Raw genomic sequence first — 18,135 nt, forward strand, 5'->3', positions numbered from 1 at the left:
GTAAGCAAAATAAATTCAACACTAAAGAAAACTGTATAATTTAGCAACTCATGACTTCCGAACCCAATCCACTTATCGATTTCTCTCAAGCGAAAGAAACTCCTGTCTCTCTTGATATTGATAAAGCTCAAGAAACAGATCCCATTGAACCTGAAGAAGTAACCGGAGAGAGTAAGCAAAACCCCACTCCTGATGATTTAAATAACGAAGATGAAGATCCTAGAATTGGGGGTAGTCAAATAATTAGTGCCAATATTTCAGGTAGCTAAATATTGCCATTACTAAGTTACTCACTGTTTTGTGAGTTGAGTACTTTGTCAATAAACTGTTGCAATCGTTCATAATGCGAACCTTTCCAATAAATGCGATCGCAGTCTTTGCAACGCTGGAACACATCAACCTGCGATCGCACTATTTCTGGTAGCTTGTCAACGATGGATTGCTTATCTACAGGTTCTAATAATCCATTGCAACGCAAACACCGTTTAAATGGTGAGATTAATTTGAACAAATCGTAGCGTTGTAGGACTTCCAAGATTTGTTCTTGAGGGTTGGTATTTCTAACGTAATACCCATGCGTTACCAAACTACGCATTAATAAACCCTTATCACGAGTCAAGAGAATCCTTGCTTGGCTATAGGATATCTCGGCTAATTTCTCATCCTCGTAGTCATTACGGTATAAAGTATCAAAACCTAAAAGTCGTAGAGATGTCGCCAGCTTCCCCAAATGAATATCTAAAACAAAGCGGATAATACTGAGCGGTTCTGGAATAACAGAAACCTTTGCTATAATAGTACCCCTAGCAGAAATTGGATAAACATTAATAGTATCTCCATCCGAAACTATGTAAGAAAAATTTACATATTCACCATTAACATTGATAAAAGCAACTTCTGGATGAGGGATACCCAACGATTCAATCATGTCCTTAATTGAGGCTCTCTCCTCAAAAAAGTGGGAAATTTTCACCTGCTTATGATGCCGTGGTAAAAAATGATTCAATTCTCCATGAAAAAAGAAATATGCGATCGCCATACTTAAAAATCTTAGAATTAATAGGGGCACATAACTCTACCCTTACTGTCAACAATTTGTCACACTTACAAAACTTTATCTATTGTATTGAAAGAATCAATACTTGTTCAAGTCAGCTATCTCCACTATCAAATAAGCATTGACCTTGATTTAAGCAACCTTCTAGAGGCAATAAACGATAAGAGAATTAGAAGGATTCTCAAATACTTGCATTTATTATTGAGTTCAGTTACAGTCAAAGTAGAGGCATATAATCAAACCCTGACATAAGCTTCAGGAAGTTAGATTAGATAAAAGGTAAATATACCAGGTTCGTTAATGTTGATGTTAGTGACGCTGCTAATAATTAGTCACTAGTTTTACTCATTAACTTATCGTGCATTAAGTACGGGGCACAAAGCATTTACCCCTAATGTAATTGTCTTTATTTTTTCTGAGCTAATTGAGAATTATTTGCAATATGATGGATAAATACATTAAAAGCAGATAAAAAGTTTTAAAACAGTATTGGGTTACCAAATTGTTACCTGTTTTTCAGGTGTTCTCGCATCTACTTTTAGGAATATGATTAAACAAAAACAACATAAAATTATATCTTTATATGTAAATATGTAAAAACAACTGTAACTAGCTATATAAAAAAATTCAGCAAAACTTTAAATAACTATGTTGCTGCTAGCAATATTTTTGATTGTAATATCAGCTACATCTATATTGTAAGCAAGTTGATTGCCTGTTACTCTCCAAGCGATGTCTGACGACAAGCTGCAACTCTTGGAGACGCTGCGCGAATGCATCTACGCAAAAGATTGAACATATTTGATTTTGCGAAAGAAACCAACTTCAGAAAAGCCGAGCTTCAGCAAGTGAAAATTTATAAGATACCAAATAACAATAAAAATAGATACAAAACTAACGCCGCGCATACGGAAAAATCTATTTTGATGCTGTTTATGTCTATTGTGGAGACTTTATTAACCGGAAAGACCTCGATCAGTAATGATGTTATAAAGTGGATACCTAGTTTTAACTAGGAAATAAATATTGTTCTTTTTTATTATCTCTTTTAGCCAAGGATATTGTAACTAGGAACACAATTGTATTTTGTAATACCTTTCGTCCATAAAATACGCTAATGAGTACAGCGAGATGAATACTTTTTTTTGTTCTGACGATTCACAGCAAGTAGGAGAAGATGTTATTGGTAGCGCCACCAATTCTCAAACTTATGTTTTAGTTGAGTGTCCTTTACCTTGGACGTCAGAAGCTTTTAATTCCAAATGGGTACCCCAAAATTTGAGGGTTTTGGTAGAGGAAGTGAAGCGTGCAAAACTACCGATTAGATTCCTCTTAATTGCCAATGATCAATCACACAAAGTAAACCACACTACCCTGTTGATTTATCAAAAAAAAGAAGGGCTAAGTAATGGATATCATAAAAAAGAGTTTAAGCTACTAAATATTGAGCAAGTAGCAGCAGTTGTCCAAAAATGGTTATGGGGTATCAGTTCTAATTCTGAGGTAGAAACGAGTACAACTAAAGATATTTTAGTTTGTACCCACGGTAGCCATGATAAATGTTGTGCCAGATATGGCGCTCCCTTTTACTTCAATGTAACATCAAGGAACGCTGATTTGTGCTTGGATAATGTGCGAATTTGGAAATCATCGCACTTTGGCGGACATCGGTTTGCACCAACAATTATAGACTTGCCAGAAGGAAGATATTACGGTCGTATAGATATAGATTCATTTAGATCGATTTTGACTCGTACTGGCGATATTCAATGCTTAAATAAAGTTTATCGAGGCTGGGGAATTCTGCCTGCTGTACTTCAGGTTTTGGAAAGAGAACTAATGCTTTGTAATGGATGGGATTGGTTTAATTACAAAGTTGCAGGCAAAATTTTAGAGCAAAGTTTAGATAATAATACTATTCTGGGTGAGCTAAGTTTTGAACAACCTTCTGGTTCTCTCTACACTTATCAGGCTAAACTTGTGAGAGATGAAACCAAAACTCAACAACTGAAGAGTTCATGCAATGCTACACGAGAGTTGGTAGTTACTAAATATGCTGTCGGTAGTCTTTGGGTTACTTCTAGTAAGGTGATGAGTTATAGTACTTAAAAAAGGAGAGGTTTTAAACGCAGAGGAACGCAAAGGGAAGCGCAGAGGTACGCGGAGTCTTACTGTATTTAGTATAACGCTGCACAAATTCGTAACAAAATCTCTGCGTACCTTTGCGTTTCCCTCTGCGTTCCTCTGCGTTGAAATTCCAAATCAAGATTGACCCATATTTAAGACTCTTCGTAAAAGTATTTGGTCTTCTAATTTGGCTTTTAAACGGCCATTTTCGATATCTCGAATCCAGCTTTGGCTTTTACCTGTAAGCTTTGCCAATTCTCTTTGGGAGAGATTCAAATTTTTTCGCGCCTGCAAAATCTGTTCACCCAGCAAATCGTTTGTAGCTTTAGGCTTCCTTTTGGCTTTAGCAGTTCTTGCTTTCTTTTTTTCCGATTCTGAGATTTGCTGTTCCCATTCTGGTGGGAGTTCAAAAGCTAAAATCCGCGCATTCATTAAGAGATTCCATTTCCCACGGGGGCCTGTGTCTGTGAGGCGAGTTTCAGCACCACCGTCATTAGTCCAAAATTCTAATGCTTCATCTGGATCTTCTGGAAGATCAACTAACTTCGCCCATAAAGGTTGAATTTCTGGTGGGTAAGTAACTGGATCGAAAAGTGGTTTCATTCCATAGTGATTGAGAATTTCTAAATCGCTTTCAAAAGTTCGCAGTAGACGTTTGCGTTCTTCCCGTTGTCTGGATGCAAGGGCGACTTTTTCTTCTCCGTAAGCAATACGCAGCAAGGTAGGAATAGTAATGCGTTGTTCTTTACCCATTTTGGTTTTAAACAGCAACCACAGCATTAATCGGACTGCGCCTTCATGTTGCTGCCAAATGCTCATGACTGTGGTTAGCAGCGTTTTGGGGAGACTGCCGTATTGATAGAATGCGGTTCGCTCTTTACATGCTTGTTTGTTTAAGAAATATTGTGCCCATAAGCCTGCTTTTACTTTAAAAGTTAACCCAATAAGATATTTGCATCCAAGATTGTCTTCTTGAAAGTGGTGCTGAATATCTACTAAGTGCCATAAGCGGCTACCTGTAATAGAGAATTCGTTAATTCGACCTTGTTGAGGCCAGTCGATGGAGATAACTAGGGAACAAGCTTGCTGGACAAGATTTTTCATTAAAGCTAGTTTGGCTGCTTTACTTAAATCTTTGCGTTTCTCCATCCCCAAATATTTCTCAATTTGTCGCTCATCGATCGCAAATTCTTGCTCCCAAGGTTGATCTAAGGCTGTAGCATAAGCGGCAAAAATTAGATGTATGCAAGCGGCCCTAATGTCAATCCCCTCAACTGCTGCTAAATCTGTGGCCTTGTCGTTAACTTTAAATGGATCTTGGATGTGAAAAGCGATCGCACCTCGTCCCTGATTGATTTGTCGGCTGTAACTTATATAGCCTTCTTCATCGGTTTCCCAATGTAGCGATGTACGTTGTGCTAATACATTACAAGCTTCCCAAATAGCGATCGCTGAAGCAAATGGATTATTCTTGCCGTTAGAAAACAAATCTAAACTGCTAGCATCTCTCGGTTCTATTTTGCATCTCCCCTTTTTCGACTGCCAAGGAATCGGAGAATTAGTTGGACAAGCTATTACACATTGCGGTTCTGAGTAAAAGCCCTCACAGTTATTACAAAGACCAGGATCAATCCAGTATTCATTGTCCTCTATTCTGATTGCACCCGTAGGACATTGGGGGCGGCAGTTGTCACATCCAACGCAACTGTTGTTAGGAATTGTATAAGGCATTTGGCTCTTTTCCCACTCTAATCGTTGAGATGTCTGGCTCAGGTCTCCCCTGTATGAGTCCTGTTTATTCATGACTCGCTACCACATATCTTTATGGCGAGAATAATTTTTTCTCACCATACTCACTCCCCACATCCATATTTTGAGTTTGCATCCAATTGGAAGCTATTTAAGGCTTTAAAACCGAGCCGGATAAAACTTATTTATTAACTATACATTTCATAAAAATAATGATTAATTTGTTCGTATCGAGCTTAAAGAAAATCTTAATATTTGTTGAAAATCTACTTCAATGAACATTTCTCCTTTACCCATAAAGTGCTTTTAGAAAACATTTAAGCTTTTTGTAATCACATTTCATCTGATTTGTTAATAATTTTAATATTTAATGCATGATAATATTCTGCTACCAAGTTTACAGTTCCTTCATAATTAACTTTACTTTCTTGATGTAAAAGAATAATCTCTTTTGTCATCATTTATCTAAATAGATTAATTAAAATAAAATCAAAATTGTTGGCTTTTAAAATACATATTGCATATATAAAAATGTAACTCACGAACATTTATTTTTGTATTAATTACTACTATTTAGATATATTTATCTGAATAATCAAAAAATAATTGAAAAAAAATATCATCACTCTTATAGAGATATTTGTATCTTGTAGAAATAATAATTATCCATACACAGTAGTAATTAGATACTTTAGCTCCCTACAACTAGACAATTATTATCAATAATCCTTATCTATAATTTGAAATTAAAAACAATATAATTTTGTGTTCAAAGTCATCGAAATTTAATGACTAAAAAGTAATTTTTGAATATAAACGAATAAAAGATTAGGATAATATGATGATTAATGCACAAACAGATTGAAAGGCAAAATTGCCGAAGGATTATTCATGGCACAGCTAACAGGTTTGACATTTGGCGGTAAGGCTTGGACACCAAAATTTGCTCAAGAAATTGATAAGGACAAATGTATCGGTTGTGGCAGATGCGTTAAAGTATGCGGTTACAATGTTTTGGGTTTGAAGGCGCTCAATGAAGAAGGCGAATTTGTAGATGATGAAGATGATGATGAAATTGAACGGAAAGTAATGGCAGTTACTTCTCCAGAAAACTGTATTGGTTGTGAAGCGTGTTCACGGATTTGCCCCAAAAATTGCTACACCCATGTTGCATTAAACAACTAAGGTTTTTGAAGTTAGTCAAAATTGTTGTTCATTCAAGGAGGCACTGTTTGTATAAAGCGCAAATGTGCTAGGCAAGGTAACTTGAGGGGAATATTAAATATTTACTGCAACTAATAGAAAGTTCACGGTAAACAAATGCGTAAATCGCAAAATGTCAGTTATTAACAAAATTAAACTTGCTGCTAATATAGCCTAATCAATATTAGGTCTAACAGTGCCCTCTTGGAACAACTAGCTTTTCTGGGAGCAGGGGGCTACCTTTTTCATAGGAGTTGAAATATAATTTGTAAGTTTCTGGGGGAAAGATATGGAAAAAATCTGGAAGTTTCCCCCATTTTTTATGGCTGCACGTTAGAAAGTTAATAAGTGAAAAGGGAATAGGGAATGGGGAATGGGGAATGGGGAATAGATAATAATGCCCAGCGCCTAATACCTAATACCAGAAAATCACATCTTTAAAGACTGTTTACACAGGTAGCATGTATGCAACAAGTTCCTGTTTCACTATGGACTCTGGTTGCTGGGATAGTAGTTACAGCAACTAGTATTTGGATTGGTCAGAATCACACTCTGATGCCGGTGCAAGCATCGTTACAAGCACCTTTGGTAGACGGTTTTTTCAACGTCATGTTTACCATTGCGATCGCACTCTTCTTAGTGGTAGAAGGAACAATTGTACTTTTTCTGATTCAGTTTCGTCGCCGTCGCGGTGATGATACCGATGGTGTGCGAGTAGAAGGCAACGTTCCCTTAGAAGTCTTTTGGACAGCAATTCCAACAGTGATTGTCCTCCTCTTGGGCATCTACAGTGTAGATGTTTTTAACCGAATGGGCGGCTTTGAGCCTGCGGGTCATCCTCATTCAGCAGCTCATGCTACTCATATACCGGGGAGTGCGATCGCAGCCACATTAAGCGATACTGAAGCAACAACAGCCCCGACAATTGCCCCAACAATTGGTATTGGCGCGTCTCCTCAAACTCTAAACAAACCAGCCGACTTAGTTGTTGATGTCAAAGGCATACAGTATGCCTGGTTATTTAGCTACCCTGATAGTGGCATTACCTCTGGGGAATTGCACATACCCGTCGGTGCTGATGTCCAACTCAACCTTTCAGCACAAGATGTAATTCACTCATTCTGGGTACCAAACTTCCGTTTGAAACAAGATGCACTTCCCGGTATCCCTACCGAACTACGATTTGTCGCTACAAAACCAGGTACATATCCCGTAGTTTGTGCTGAGTTGTGCGGTGGTTATCATGGTTCAATGCGGACACAAGTAATTGTCCACACACCAGAAGAATATGATAGCTGGCGGACAGAAAACCAAATTGCTCAACGGGAAAACCTCAATCAAGTGGTTGCAATTAATCCAGCCGACTTATCAACATCAGAGTTTCTGGCTCCTCACACCCATGATATGGGCATTAGTGCAGCAACTCTAGAGTCATTGGTCATTGGTCATTAGTCACTTGTACTGAGCGTAGCCGAAGTATTGGTCATTGGTCATTAGTTACTGGCAAATGACAACGGACAAAAGACAAATGACAAAGGACAAAGGATAAAAATATGACACAGGTAGAATTTCCTCGGAATACTCCACCAGAAGAAAAGAAACCGAAAATGGTGGCTGGCCACGCTTCCCATCCGAAGGCGTGGAAATGGCAGGACTATTTTACATTTAATGTTGACCACAAGGTTATTGGTATCCAATACTTAGTGACGGCGTTTGTGTTCTATCTCATCGGCGGACTGATGGCTGTTGCTATCCGTGTCGAATTAGCAACACCAGAAGCAGACGTACTCGATCCCAATTTGTATAACGCTTTCATGACCAATCACGGGACGATTATGATCTTCCTGTGGATTGTTCCTAGCGCCATTGGGGGGTTTGGTAACTATTTGGTGCCGTTAATGGTCGGTGCTAGGGATATGGCTTTCCCGAAGCTGAATGCGATCGCCTTTTGGTTAAATCCACCAGCCGGATTACTCATATTAGGTAGTTTCATTTTTGGCGGTTCCCAATCTGGTTGGACAGCTTACCCACCTTTGAGTTTGGTAACAGCACCAATTGCTCAAACTATGTGGATACTTGCGATCGTCTTGGTGGGAACTTCTTCAATTTTGGGTTCACTGAACTTTGTGATCACCATTTTGATGATGAAGGTTCCTAGCATGAAATGGGATCAAGTACCCCTATTTTGCTGGGCAATCTTGGCAACCTCTCTACTGGCGCTTCTCTCCACACCTGTATTAGCAGCCGGTTTAGTGCTGCTGTTGTTTGACCTCAACTTTGGTACCTCCTTCTTTAAACCAGATGCAGGCGGTAACGTTGTAATTTATCAACACTTATTCTGGTTTTATTCTCACCCGGCAGTATATTTAATGATTCTGCCCATCTTCGGTATCATGTCGGAGGTAATTCCAGTTCACTCGCGTAAGCCAATTTTTGGTTATAAAGCGATCGCTTATTCTAGTGTAGCCATCTGCGTTGTCGGTTTATTCGTCTGGGTACACCACATGTTCACCAGTGGTACACCCGGCTGGATGCGGATGTTCTTCACTATCTCTACCCTCATAGTTGCAGTTCCCACTGGCGTGAAGATTTTTGCCTGGGTTGCTACCCTCTGGGGTGGTAAAATCCGCTTCACAGGTGCGATGCTTTTCGCCATTGGCTTGTTGTCAATGTTTGTCATGGGTGGCTTAAGTGGTGTGACAATGGGAACAGCCCCCTTTGATGTTCACGTCCACGACACATATTATGTAGTAGGACATTTCCATTACGTTCTGTTTGGTGGTTCCGTGTTTGGCATTTACGCCGGTATTTATCACTGGTTCCCCAAAATGACCGGACGAATGCTGAATGAAAACTTGGCACGCATTCACTTTGCCCTGACTTTCATCGGTACTAATCTGACCTTTTTACCCATGCACGAATTGGGTTTAAAAGGAATGCCGCGAAGAGTGGCAATGTATGACCCCCAATTTATCGACCTCAATCAAATTTGTACCTTTGGTTCATTTGTTTTGGCGATATCGGTAATTCCTTTCACCATCAACATGATCTACAGTTGGCTGAAAGGGCCTTTGGCTGGTGATAATCCTTGGCAAGCTTTGACCTTAGAATGGACAACTAGCTCACCACCTGCAATTGAAAACTGGGAAGTGTTGCCGGTTGTAACTCATGGCCCTTATGACTACGGTCATGATAACAGGCTTGAAATACAGCCATCTGCAACGCCGGAAGCTAATGCTTAGGTAGATAAAGTGAGTAATGCGATCGCACTCAAAGTCACTAAAACTTCTAGTCATTAGATTTGAGAACTCAAAACTCCAAGCTTGGAATACGAAACTTCAAGCTTGGAACACGAACGCCCGAATTCAATAAACGGACACCCAAATTCAATAAACGGATGCCCGAATTCAATAAACGGATGCCCGAATTCAATGAACGGACGCCCGAATTCAATGAACGGACGCCCGAATTCAATAAACGGATGCCCGAATTCAATGAACGGATACCCGAATTCAGAAAACGAAACTCGGAATTTTGAAAATTCTTGAATAATTCAAGAGTTTGGCTAAACAAGGATTTTGGATAAAGAATAGAAATTTATACCAATTCTCCAAAATGAAGCAACAGATGTAAATCAGGAAAGTCTTGCTGCATCTAAGTTTCTTAATTGCGTTATTAGCGGAGTGGGGCGTAGCCCATTGCGAATTGCGAATTGGTATTAGCTGGTTCAGACTTCATTCTTTATTCAAGCTTCCACAACAGACAGAGTAGATTGTATTGTCAAAAAATCTATGACTATAGCTACAACCACAAGCGAAGATCACAGTGCAGGACACGAAGAACATCCAGATTTAAGAGTCTGGGGATTGTTGACGTTCCTCGCTTCTGAATCCCTAATGTTTGGGGGATTTTTTGCCACTTATTTGTTTTTCCGGGGTACTACAGCAGTTTGGCCTCCAGAAGGAAGCGAAGTAGAACTACTCGTACCAACGATTAACACCATTATTCTGGTGTCTAGTAGTTTCGTCATTCACTTCGGTGATACGGCGATTAAAAAGAATAACGTTAAGGGAATGCAACTGTGGTACGCAATTACCGCAATCATGGGGGCAATTTTCTTAGGTGGTCAGGTTTATGAATATTCAACTTTAGGATACGGACTGACTACCAACGTTTTTGCCAATTGCTTTTATATCATGACTGGATTCCACGGTTTGCACGTTTTTGTGGGACTGTTATTGATATTACGTGCATTGTGGCGATCGCGTCTTCCCGGTGAATATTCTGCAACCAATCATACTTTCATCGAAATGACAGAAATTTACTGGCACTTCGTAGACATTATTTGGATTGTTTTATTCACCTTGGTGTACGTTCTTACTTTGTTTTAAAGGGGAGTGGGGAGTGGGGAGTAGGGAGTGGTGAATATTTCTACTCCCTACTCCCTATTGCTATTCTTCTTTTTACCTTAGTCTACGTTCTCACTTTGTTTTAAATAGGGTATGTAGCACACCCTCATTTCCCCCACTCCCCATTCCCTACTCCCTACTCCCCAGTTACCAATATGCAAGCTAATACAAATAAATTCTCATGGTTCCAGGTTCCAGAGGACATCAAAAATCTATTAATTTTAGCTGCACAAACCTGGGAGAACACATCAGAATCAGAAAAATATATTCAACAAGCTTTAGCCAAAACTGGTGATAATACAGATGTCTTGGTAGCAGCATATAGATTTTTTTATTATAAGAATAATTATTCTCTTGCATTACAAACAACAACTAAATTATTAGATAAAATTAAAGAAATAGAAAACTTGCCTGATGACTGGGAGCAACTTAAGCCGATATTAGTCAATCGCAAAGAAGACCCACAAATTCGATTGTACTTAAATGCTTATGCTGCTTCTGGATTAGTACTAGCAAAGTTAGGAGCAATCGAGGAAGCGAAAGAAATCAGCACCAAAGTCAAAGAGATAGACGAAAAGCATGATTTTGGAGCCGGAATTCTCCTGGATATTTTGACACGTCCAGCAGAAGAAGATGATTAATCAATCAATGCACATCTCGACAAGACAATGTGCATTGTAGAGACGCGATTCATCGCGTCTATATAGAGTGGGGAGATAACGAGAATACCCCATACCCCATACCCCATTCCCCATTCCCAATTCCCAATTCCCTTTTAGTGAACAATCATGAACAATTGGTTATCTACCACATCATATTCCTCATACTCCCTATTAGGAGCAGCTACTGATAGCAATTCTATCATTCCTCCTATCACCATACCTACTCAACTTCCTGGAGGTACTAATATTCCTAATGTCTCTCCGATCATCATCATCCAATCTTCTCAGCTATCAACTTAAAACTTATGAAAGGTAAGGATTGGCTGCTAACGGGGGACGGTCATTATCAAGCCTGTAAAGCTGTAAGAGCATGGGATTTATTGAGAGAAAACTATCGTGTTTATCGGTTTTTAACTGAAATCGAAGATGTTCTCAATAGTGTGGACGATCAAACCAGTCGTCTGCCAGAAATCCGAATGCTTGTAAGGCGTTTAATAGTAAATTCCTACTGGGTGCGAAGTCAATATTTAGAACCTTCGCCCAAAACTGGAACCTCTGTTTTACTCCTATACGATGAATTGGGTTTTCCGTTAACAGTGCAGACAGTAACATTTGCACCGGGAACCCGATCAACCATTCATAATCATGGGACGTGGGGAGTTGTGGCGGTGTTAAAAGGTCAGGAAAAAAATACTTTTTGGCGACACACTCCTAGCCCAGAATCTCAGGACAAAATTGAACAGACGGGAGAGATAACTCTATTTCCAGGGGATATTATTAGCTTTACTCCTGATGCAATTCACAGTGTAGAAGCAATGGGTGATGAACCAACTGTGACTTTTAACATTTACGGCGAAACTGATCCGAGTGAGAGATTTGAGTTTGACCCGGTTAAGTGTAGTGCTAAAAACTTTTAGCATCACACGGTAGGAGCGCACAAATGTGCGCCCTTAAAAACGAATAATTTTACAGCGAGGTAGTTGAATGGCAAGAGTAATTTTCTATAGCAAACCAGGCTGTAAAGGTGGTACTAAGCAAAAAGTTTTGCTAACAGCTGCTGGTCATGAGGTGATACCATACAACCTGTTAACTGAACCTTGGACAGTTGAGCGGTTGCGTTCATTTTTCGGCGATCGCCCCATAGCCGAATGGTTTAATCTTTCCGCCCCAAAGGTAAAATCTGGTGAGGTGGTTCCTGAAAAAGTGGATGAACAAACTGCTTTGGCGCTGATGCTGAAAGAACCGTTGTTGATTCGCCGTCCTTTGTTAGAAATAGGCGAACAACGCGAGGTAGGGTTTGATGTACAAAAAATTGATGCTTGGATTGGCTTACAAGCTGTGGATGAATCCTTGCAAGAAATCAGCGACAAGCTTATGAAGCAAGATTTGCAAAACTGTTCCCACGGTAAAGACCATAATCATGATCGCGGTTCTCAACAACACCAAAAACAAGGCAACTGTAAACATTAGATTTCTTGCAAAAGTCCCTCACACCCCACCCCCAGCCCCTAACTAATAGTGCGGGATTGTTCTGCTGAGGAATGGCGGAGGCTGCTGGAGTATGAACTAGTATCGGAACGGGAGTTAGTCGCGGCGTAGTCGGAATGATTTAGGCGATTGCATACTCTAAAGGTGTGCGATCGCCTAAAAAACTACTATCATACGCATCAATTATGATGGAGACTGCCTGCTTTAGGAGAGTATCAATTAAATAAAGTTGATCCTTACTTTTCCAATATTTACAAGTAAATCTACTTAGAAAATTAACTTTATAGTTAATATTTTAATTTGTTAACTTAAATAGATGATTTTTTTCAATACGCGTATTATTTTATCTGTTAACAGGTACGTACAATGTAAACCAATGACCTACTATCATCGGTTTAGATAGTATGGCTTAGGATAGCGAAAGTTAATACTGACTATATCTACCAGATTTGAGCAGCTTTTGCACTTTGTGTTACGCTGCCGATGTAAGGAAGTTGGGCGTTTACCTACTGCGCCGTTAGAGGATGTTTGAAAAGTCAAAATCTATACTAAAAACCTCGCTTCCATTCCTCTCTCCTACAAGGCTATCTATTAGTCACATCTTTCATTACAATTTTATAACCCTTGTTTTGCAAGCATCTTGAACATTGAGGTGTCAGGCATACTTGACAAGTTGGCTCTTAATATTCTCGCTAAAATTAGGTTTTTATTAAGAATTAACGACGAACGAATAAGGGTTATAAAAATGTGAATGAATACTCTGTCAAATGTTAAGAAAGATCCGGGTAAGGGATAGCCTACAAGGAGAGAGGCTTTGAAACCCCCATTGCCTTGTAGGAAACTCAGTATCCCCACGGAGTGGGGATTAGAGTCAGGGGGCTAGGGGGTTAGGTTTTCGAGGCTTTGATGTTACCAAAAATACTTTTCAAACATCCTCTTAGATTTTTCTTTACGTTTATAGAACTAGCCCTTTCAAGGTGACAAACGAAGATACATTGTTCCAGTGCTAGCACCTTGAATCCTCCACTCAGATTTGGGGATTTTTGAAGGTCGAAATAACCAATCTTCGTTTCAAATTTCACCACCTTGAAAGGGCTAGTTTATAGAACTTATGCACTGTACAAAAAGATCGGATTATGCATAATGAACGCGGACAGATCTATTGTCTGTATTTGCGGGTCAATTGCACTGCGGCTGCAAAAAGCTTCAGCTATCTACAATCCACGTTTCATCTTCCGCTAGTGAATAAATTGATTTCACTTACACCTATATAAGAAGTAGAACGAGGGCTGATGTCCTCGCTAGTTCAAAACTCCGACAAAGTTGAGGTATCTGTGTCTACTATGGTAAGCACCACACAATCAAAATTTTGTCAAGGCGTAAGTTCTAGTTTATTAAAATCGTGTCCTATTTGGTGCGTATCTCGGCTCTATCCTTAATTTGTAGGAGTTTAGTATGTTTAATAGTTTCTCTCGGCGTCGAATTGTAAAGGTAGCGATCGGTTTTGTTGCCGGAATTGCTTGTATAGTACAAACTCAGACGATTATGCAAGCACAAAGTACAGATGGTGTAATTACAAATGGTATATACACAATACGATCCCTTGGCACTACACCCGGTCCCGACTATTTAGATGGTAGGACAGGTAACGGCATGGTTGGGCTGGCTCCTACTTTCACTGGAGGATTTACAGGGGCTAGGTGGCAAATAGTTAAAAGAGGTTCCTACTACACAATACGCTCCTGTGGCACTACACCCGGTCCCGACTATTTAGATGGTAGGACAGCTAACGGCACGGTTGGGCTGGCTCCTACTTACACTGGAGGATTTACAGGGGCTACGTGGTCTATAATTTTTACAGGTACCTACTTCGTAATACGATCGAATGGCATTATTATACCCCGCTACATTTATTTAGATGGTAGGACAGCTAACGGCACGGTTGGGCTGATTATTCCTCCCAGTTCTTTCGAGAGAGGATTTACAGGGGCTAGGTGGTCTATTACCCGTACTAATGAGTCCTGTCCGGGCCGCCCAGGCTAACGATTTTACCGCCATGCCAGTAAGCTGAGTTTTGCATGGTAGCTAAACCACATCTAGTGCAGCATAATCTGAAATTGTACATTTCTTGTGGGGTGGGCGACACGAGCGCCCATGCAATTTTTATGTGGTATTGGCAAAGCTAACAAGGGACTTGCACCGAATGAAACGCTAGGGCTAAATGAGAGGGACAGGAAGTTCATTACTGCGTTGTCCCTCTTGTCTCTTTACCGCACCCCAGCAGTTTCTAAAGACAAGTCTTGAAACATGGGTGTGCTGAGGTAACGTTCACCAAAGGAAGGCTGAATCATCACGATTAAACGTCCGGCATTTTCTGGACGTTTACCTACTTGAATTGCAGCACACAAAGCTGCACCAGAGGATATCCCAGACAATAAGCCTTCTTCTTTTGCCAAACGTCGCCCATAAGCGATCGCTTGTTCATCGCTGACTCTAATTACTTCATCAACCAATTCTAGGCGGAGAACATCGGGGATAAATCCGGCACCAATACCTTGAATTTTGTGTGGCCCGGCTTCACCACCGGAGAGAACTGGGCTATTGCTGGGTTCAACTGCGATCGCTTTAAAAGTCTTCTTACGCTGTTTAAGTACTTCTGCAACCCCAGTAATTGTCCCACCAGTACCTACCCCAGCAATGACAATATCAACTTCCCCGTCTGTATCTGTCCAAATTTCTTCTGCGGTGGTTTCCTGGTGAACTTTAGGATTGGCAGGGTTGCGAAACTGTTGCAGCATAAAAGCATCAGGAGTATTAGCCACAATTTCTTCAGCTTTGCGAATAGCTCCCCGCATTCCCTCAACGCCTGGTGTCAATTCCAAAGAAGCACCATAAGCCCTGAGCATAGCCCGTCGTTCTTGGCTCATCGTCTCTGGCATTGTTAAAATCAAACGATAGCCACGCGCTGCTGCTACCATCGCTAGAGCAATTCCTGTATTACCAGAAGTAGGCTCAACCAAAATAGTCTTTCCAGGCTCAATTGAACCAGCTGCTTCTGCTGAGAGTACCATACTTAACCCAATGCGGTCTTTCACCGAAGCTGCTGGGTTCATCCCTTCTAATTTGACAACTATCCTTGCTACTACTCCCTCAGCTTGAGGAATCTTGTTCAGTTGAACTAAAGGAGTTCGTCCAATTAGTTCTGTTATGTCTTGAGCAATCCGCATTATTTAGCTCCTAAAATCCTAAATCTTAGTACAGAGTATTTACTTATAACAATAAGCTTTTGTGTATTTAATTTGCAGTTTAGTGTCAATGAGTGCATATACTATGTATTCTAACTAAATTACAAAATATGAAAGTTTAGGAAGAACCTTTTTCAGATGTTCCCCTTGATTCTCACTTCAGCAGAGGGCTAGCTTGCCATACTTATATTTTACCATTTGGAATTGCTGACTATTGCTTATTGGGCATAAATTCTGTATATATGCATAATTTTTACCATTATTTTCAATCTCTTCTATATGTTATAGAAATATAATTTACTTGCATAACATTTAATTGTTTATTCTAATTTATTAGTCTATCTTTATCAAAAGACATTGATATTTTCTTTTGAGTGCAGTTTTTGTCTTCTAAAAAATGCATTATAAACAGTCCTTAATCCTTGCCTACACTGCTTTGAGGTTGAGTACAGAACTACCAGCGCCCCACCTCGTAAACACTAGAACCCCATCCTAAAAACACTAGCACCCATACCCCAATTAATTTTTGCAATACTTATCAGGCAGGGATTACAGACTTTGAGTACTATTCTAATGAATTTAATAATCTTAACGGGGCTAGGGTAAACTGTTTTGTGGAGAGCGGCTGATATAAATCGTATAGGATTTACGCAGAGATTCCCCTCTACCCCCCAACATTCCTGGGCGAAAGCTTAGTGAACTAGGGGGGACTTCTTAATCTCTCTTTTGAGAGGAGGATGAAATCAGGTTCTCTAAATCTAAGCGCGTTATTTCTGACTGATTAATCCTACGTTTTGTGAAAAGCTTGGTAACTTTTCAGTAGTCCGTAGTCAGTGATAATTGTAAAAATGACTGGCAACTAACAATTGTAAAACTACCATTTACACATATTTTAATATCAAAACTGTTTGAAAAGTAGAAATGTATAGCTACTTAAAATAAACAGCAAAAGATATTTTCTTGCTGAGTGCATACTACCTAGCAAGGGAGAGCCGAGATGAAAGCAAAACTTTTAAATCTTCTCACAGTTTGCGTAGTTACCTTAGTAGTGCTTTCTCCAGGAGTAGTAGTATTTGGCATAGTTTGGGAGCGACATTTGGAGTTAGTAAAATCCCAGAATTTAGCCTGCGAAGTTAACAAGACTAGTAGAAATGCTCCTATCTTGGCTCCCCGGACAGAGGGTACACATTCCCCTCAGACTAGCATCCAATCCTCTGACCGTAATGTGATTCATCAAATGCTGACTGTTGCTGAACAATATAAATTTGCCACGATCCTACAATGGTTCTTCTTGCTAACCCCTATTTGTATTGGGTTAGGGATTCTTTTTTACGACAGATATCTTGTTCATCGTGCTGCTGTTTTAAAAGAACAAGTTGAAATGTTGGAAAGACTATGGCAGCACAGTATCGAACAGTAACTAATTCACAATTAACTCACTAAAATTAAGAAGCTTACTATGTCAGAACAACGCCAACAACTGTATTTCAATCTGATTGATGAGCTACTTAAATGTCCTAATGGTCAAGAACCAGAAGTTTTGGAAAGTAAGCCAGAATTAATTGATTCTGGTTTTGTAGAGACAATGCTACAAGTAGCAACTATGTTTGCTCATGAAGGCAATCAAGATGGTGCTAAGTTTTTATTTTTTGTAGCGCGTGAGCTAGCTAAAGAACTGGGTTTATACCCGGAAGTTTCCAATCCTGAAGTTGCAAACACTGAAGCTGCAAATAAGGAGTAAAAATGCTGTTGACTTCAACGGATGCAGGGCAGATAGCTTTAGAACTGCTCATGGCAGATTGGAATATTTCAGAAGAGAATCGGGAATGGTTTACAATCTTTAACTCTCGTTTGATTGGCGAGAGTTGGTACACTGTAGAATTAGGTGTAGAAGGATTTCCCGATCGATGGTTTATTCAAGTATATGACAATGGAGTGTGCGATCCAAACTATACATTTATATCACCAATCCGTGATTATGAAGGATTTACAGACTTTGTAAATGTGCCGGATATTATAGCAGAGGTATTAGTTTGTGAACGTAATGCTCGATAATAATTAAAAAGACAAAATTTAGAATTCAATATTAAAATATGCTATTTAAATGCATTTTATTTGAATTCATAATTTTCGATATTAGAGTATTTAGGTGCATCTTCCTTTTGCAAATATCCTTCTAGATTATAAATCGTGCT

The 18,135-nt window shown here is 39.6% G+C and carries 17 protein-coding genes; 14 read left to right on the forward strand and 3 right to left on the reverse strand.

Going from position 1 to position 18,135, the window contains the following annotated elements; translation table 11 throughout:
* Positions 1 to 50: 50 nt before the first annotated feature.
* Positions 51 to 269 carry a hypothetical protein gene (locus tag RMY00_RS06630; protein ID WP_322646772.1) on the forward strand — a complete coding sequence of 73 codons (219 nt, stop codon included), beginning with the start codon at positions 51 to 53 and terminating at the stop codon, positions 267 to 269.
* A 17-nt stretch (positions 270 to 286) separates the two neighbouring features.
* Here RMY00_RS06630 and RMY00_RS06635 read toward each other — a convergent pair whose 3' ends face one another.
* Positions 287 to 1,039 (reverse strand): Mut7-C RNAse domain-containing protein, encoded by a 753-nt coding sequence (locus tag RMY00_RS06635; RefSeq protein ID WP_322646810.1) that lies wholly within the window; start codon positions 1,037 to 1,039, stop codon positions 287 to 289.
* Positions 1,040 to 2,188: 1,149 nt separating this feature from the next.
* On the opposite strand from RMY00_RS06635, the gene RMY00_RS06640 reads away from it, so the two are divergent.
* Entirely contained in the window at positions 2,189 to 3,166 is a 978-nt protein-coding gene (locus RMY00_RS06640) for a sucrase ferredoxin (RefSeq protein ID WP_322646773.1), read from the forward strand.
* A gap of 153 nt (positions 3,167 to 3,319) precedes the next feature.
* On the opposite strand, the gene RMY00_RS06645 is transcribed toward RMY00_RS06640, so the two are convergent.
* Positions 3,320 to 4,915, reverse strand: a complete 1,596-nt coding sequence (locus RMY00_RS06645) for a helix-turn-helix domain-containing protein (RefSeq protein WP_322646774.1) — start codon at positions 4,913 to 4,915, stop codon at positions 3,320 to 3,322.
* 909 nt (positions 4,916 to 5,824) lie between these two features.
* On the opposite strand from RMY00_RS06645, the gene fdxB reads away from it, so the two are divergent.
* The 9 genes from fdxB to RMY00_RS06690 all read left to right on the forward strand — a co-directional run bounded on the left by fdxB (position 5,825) and on the right by RMY00_RS06690 (position 14,738).
* The gene (fdxB, locus tag RMY00_RS06650; protein WP_109012311.1) at positions 5,825 to 6,118 is read left to right on the forward strand and encodes a ferredoxin III, nif-specific; all 294 of its coding nucleotides are present in this window, start codon (positions 5,825 to 5,827) and stop codon (positions 6,116 to 6,118) included.
* Between the two features lie 483 nt (positions 6,119 to 6,601).
* Positions 6,602 to 7,588 carry a cytochrome c oxidase subunit II gene (locus RMY00_RS06655; protein WP_322646775.1) on the forward strand — a complete coding sequence of 329 codons (987 nt, stop codon included), beginning with the start codon at positions 6,602 to 6,604 and terminating at the stop codon, positions 7,586 to 7,588.
* Positions 7,589 to 7,689: 101 nt separating this feature from the next.
* Positions 7,690 to 9,378 carry a cytochrome c oxidase subunit I gene (gene ctaD, locus RMY00_RS06660; protein ID WP_322646776.1) on the forward strand — a complete coding sequence of 563 codons (1,689 nt, stop codon included), beginning with the start codon at positions 7,690 to 7,692 and terminating at the stop codon, positions 9,376 to 9,378.
* A gap of 549 nt (positions 9,379 to 9,927) precedes the next feature.
* Entirely contained in the window at positions 9,928 to 10,527 is a 600-nt protein-coding gene (locus tag RMY00_RS06665; protein ID WP_229468424.1) for a cytochrome c oxidase subunit 3, read from the forward strand.
* A gap of 173 nt (positions 10,528 to 10,700) precedes the next feature.
* Positions 10,701 to 11,186, forward strand: coding sequence for a hypothetical protein (locus RMY00_RS06670; RefSeq protein ID WP_322646777.1), 486 nt, complete (start codon positions 10,701 to 10,703; stop codon positions 11,184 to 11,186).
* Between the two features lie 147 nt (positions 11,187 to 11,333).
* On the forward strand, positions 11,334 to 11,507 hold the full coding sequence (locus RMY00_RS06675) for a hypothetical protein (protein ID WP_322646778.1): 174 nt from the start codon (positions 11,334 to 11,336) through the stop codon (positions 11,505 to 11,507).
* 5 nt (positions 11,508 to 11,512) lie between these two features.
* Positions 11,513 to 12,124, forward strand: a complete 612-nt coding sequence (locus RMY00_RS06680; protein WP_322646779.1) for a cupin — start codon at positions 11,513 to 11,515, stop codon at positions 12,122 to 12,124.
* A 67-nt stretch (positions 12,125 to 12,191) separates the two neighbouring features.
* Positions 12,192 to 12,677, forward strand: a complete 486-nt coding sequence (locus RMY00_RS06685; RefSeq protein ID WP_322646780.1) for an ArsC/Spx/MgsR family protein — start codon at positions 12,192 to 12,194, stop codon at positions 12,675 to 12,677.
* Positions 12,678 to 14,150: 1,473 nt separating this feature from the next.
* A complete protein-coding gene (locus RMY00_RS06690) occupies positions 14,151 to 14,738 on the forward strand; it encodes a hypothetical protein (RefSeq protein WP_322646781.1) in 588 nt (195 codons plus the stop codon).
* Positions 14,739 to 14,962: 224 nt separating this feature from the next.
* On the opposite strand, the gene cysK is transcribed toward RMY00_RS06690, so the two are convergent.
* Entirely contained in the window at positions 14,963 to 15,922 is a 960-nt protein-coding gene (gene cysK, locus RMY00_RS06695) for a cysteine synthase A (RefSeq protein WP_322646782.1), read from the reverse strand.
* 1,015 nt (positions 15,923 to 16,937) lie between these two features.
* On the opposite strand from cysK, the gene RMY00_RS06700 reads away from it, so the two are divergent.
* The 3 genes from RMY00_RS06700 to RMY00_RS06710 are packed head-to-tail and all read left to right on the forward strand — an operon-like array spanning position 16,938 to position 17,995.
* Positions 16,938 to 17,360, forward strand: coding sequence for a hypothetical protein (locus RMY00_RS06700; protein WP_322646783.1), 423 nt, complete (start codon positions 16,938 to 16,940; stop codon positions 17,358 to 17,360).
* Positions 17,361 to 17,399: 39 nt separating this feature from the next.
* Positions 17,400 to 17,681, forward strand: a complete 282-nt coding sequence (locus RMY00_RS06705) for a hypothetical protein (protein ID WP_100900566.1) — start codon at positions 17,400 to 17,402, stop codon at positions 17,679 to 17,681.
* 2 nt (positions 17,682 to 17,683) lie between these two features.
* Positions 17,684 to 17,995, forward strand: a complete 312-nt coding sequence (locus RMY00_RS06710; RefSeq protein ID WP_322646784.1) for a hypothetical protein — start codon at positions 17,684 to 17,686, stop codon at positions 17,993 to 17,995.
* The last annotated feature ends 140 nt before the right edge of the window (positions 17,996 to 18,135 follow it).

It is taken from the genome of Nostoc sp. ChiVER01 (assembly GCF_034531155.1).
Classification (GTDB): Bacteria; Cyanobacteriota; Cyanobacteriia; order Cyanobacteriales; family Nostocaceae; genus Nostoc.